General features: G+C 69.8%; 1 protein-coding gene. It reads left to right on the top strand.

The window, feature by feature from the left end:
- The first annotated feature begins 252 nt into the window (after nt 1-252).
- Nucleotides 253-2,139 carry a ParB/RepB/Spo0J family partition protein gene (locus ACZ59A_RS43520; protein WP_470971049.1) on the top strand — a complete coding sequence of 629 codons (1,887 nt, stop codon included), beginning with the start codon at nt 253-255 and terminating at the stop codon, nt 2,137-2,139.
- Nucleotides 2,140-2,307: the final 168 nt, after the last annotated feature.

Below are 2,307 nucleotides of genomic sequence, written 5' to 3'. Positions count from 1 at the left end.
GGGGGTGCCTTGGGGTTGGGGGGAGGGGGGGGGGGTGGGGGGGGGGTGGGGGGGGGGGGGGGGGGGGGGGGGGGGGGCCCCCCCCCCCCCCCCCCCCCCACCACGAGGAGTACGGACACCCGGAAAGGCCCTGGTCAAGCCCGCCACCATGCTTGGCGATCAGGCTTTGAACTAGTAATATTATCTCTGTCGCAAGGGGTGGCGCCCTGATCGACATCACCACTCGAAACCCACACCACGAAGGGACTCACGTTGACCGTGACACAGAACGAGCACGCTACCCAGGCCGCCACCGTCGACGAGGCGGACGCTGGACGCCTGGCGTGGATCGACCCGCTCAAGGACTTCCTTGACGGGGACTCCGACGAGGAGAAGAAGAGCCTGGTCATCATCGACCCGTTCAACCACCGCAAGAAGCGTGAGGGCGAGGACACCACGCAGCCCGACCCTGGCCTGATCGCCAGTGTGGAAGCGGTCGGCGTCCAGCAGGCCCCCATTCTCCGCCCTCAGGAGGGTGAGACCGAGGGGCAGCTGGGCATCGTGATCGGCCAGCGCCGCATGAAGGCCGCCCGCGTCGCGGCCGAGAGGGCCACGGCCGAGGGGCGCGAGTACCGGAAGGTTCGCGTGATCATCCGTGACGACCTGAAGGGCGTTGACGACGAAGCCCTGGTCGCGTCCATGGTCGAGAACGTCCACCGCAAGGCGGCCAGTGCCCAGGACGACCTGGAGGCTGCCCAGCAGCTCACTCTGATGGTGAGCACGAAGCGGGTACCGAAGGCTCGCAGGGCCCGGTTGGCGGCCGCGACGGGCCGGACGGTGGAGGAGCTGGACGCGGCCGCCAAGGTCGCCAAGATCGCCCCGGAGGTGATCGACGAACTCAATGAAGACGAGGTCGACTTCGACTGGGTGGAGCTGGCCGAATACGACGAGGTCAAGGACGTCTCCGGCGCTCTGTGGACGCTGGAGCAGGCCAAGCGCAAGGACGGGCAGGAGAAGAACACCAAGCGCGGAGCGTGGAAGCAGGCCATGCAGGAGCTGCGCGCGGAGAAGGACAAGACCGAGCGCATCGAAGCGGTCAGGGCCGAGCTGGCCAAGAAGATGATCCCCGTCGTGAGGTGGCCCCACCGCTGGGAGAGCACCAAGGGCCGCCCGCTGGAGGAGCTGGTCAGCGCGATCGGCCGCCCGCTGACCGAACAGGGACACAACGAGACGTGCGAGGGCCACGCCGCCACGTTCGACCCCGCAGACGGTGAGGTGGTGTGGGTGTGCGTCGACTACCAGAAGCACCGGCACCGGATCGCCGGAGCCCCGGAGCCCGGCGAGACCGACAACGCCGAGGAGATCGAAGAGGCCGCTGCCAAGCGGGAAGCCGAGCGGGAGGAGCGCCGCCGCGTTCGGGTCAACAACGCCGCATGGCGGAGCGTGCGGGAGGTCCGGCAGCAGTTCGTCACCGAGATGTGCCAGGCAACGAACGAGGCCCCGGCCGACGTGAAAACCCTGGTGATGACGGCGATCCTCGAAGGCCACTACAACTACACCCACTACGTGGGCGGCGACAGCGGTGCCGCCCTGGCGATGTTCCTCAAGAACGAGAAGCTGGAGCGACGCCCGGCCGACGTGATCGCCTCCCTGGTCAAGCGCACCGCCGCCAAGCGCATGTGGTGGCTGCTGTTCGCCCACGTCGCGGGTATGTATGAGTTCGAGTTCATGGGCGATGACGCCTGGCGCGGCCCCGAGACCGGGTATGGCAGGCGCGGTGACATCCGTCCCGCCACCGTCACCTGGCTGACCTTCCTGCAGACCCACGGTTACACCCTTTCCGAGGTCGAGGAGGAGACCGTGGCCACCGGGCAGCGCCAGGCCGAGGAGAAGGCCGAGCGCGAGGCCGAGCGCAGGGAGCGCTCGGAGCGCGAGCGGCGCGAGCGGGAAGAGGCCAAGGCCAAGAAGGAGGCCGAGGAGAAGGCCGAGCGAGAAGCGGAGAGCACCGAAACGGACCAGGAGGGCGAGCCCGGCGACGAGGCAAACGCCGAGTCCGGGCCCGGCAACGAGAACGACGGCGCGGACGAGCCCGGCGAGCCGGAGGGCGAGGCCGACCCCGTGGCGAACGCCGCGCCCGACGCCGAGACTGACGAGCAGTAGAGCAGCACCGCAAGCCGACAAGGCACCACCCCGGCCGGGGGGGGGGGGGGGGACCCCCCCCCCCCCCCCCCCCCCCACCCCCACCCCCCCCACCCCAGAAAGAAATGCAGAAACAAGACGCCCCCCCCCCCCCCCAGGCCCTCCCCCCAACACCCCCCCCCCCCCACC

It is taken from the genome of Streptomyces sp. NPDC040405 (assembly GCF_055595765.1).
Note: the sequence above shows the minus strand (reverse complement) of the source record. Positions and strands in the feature narration are given on the sequence as shown.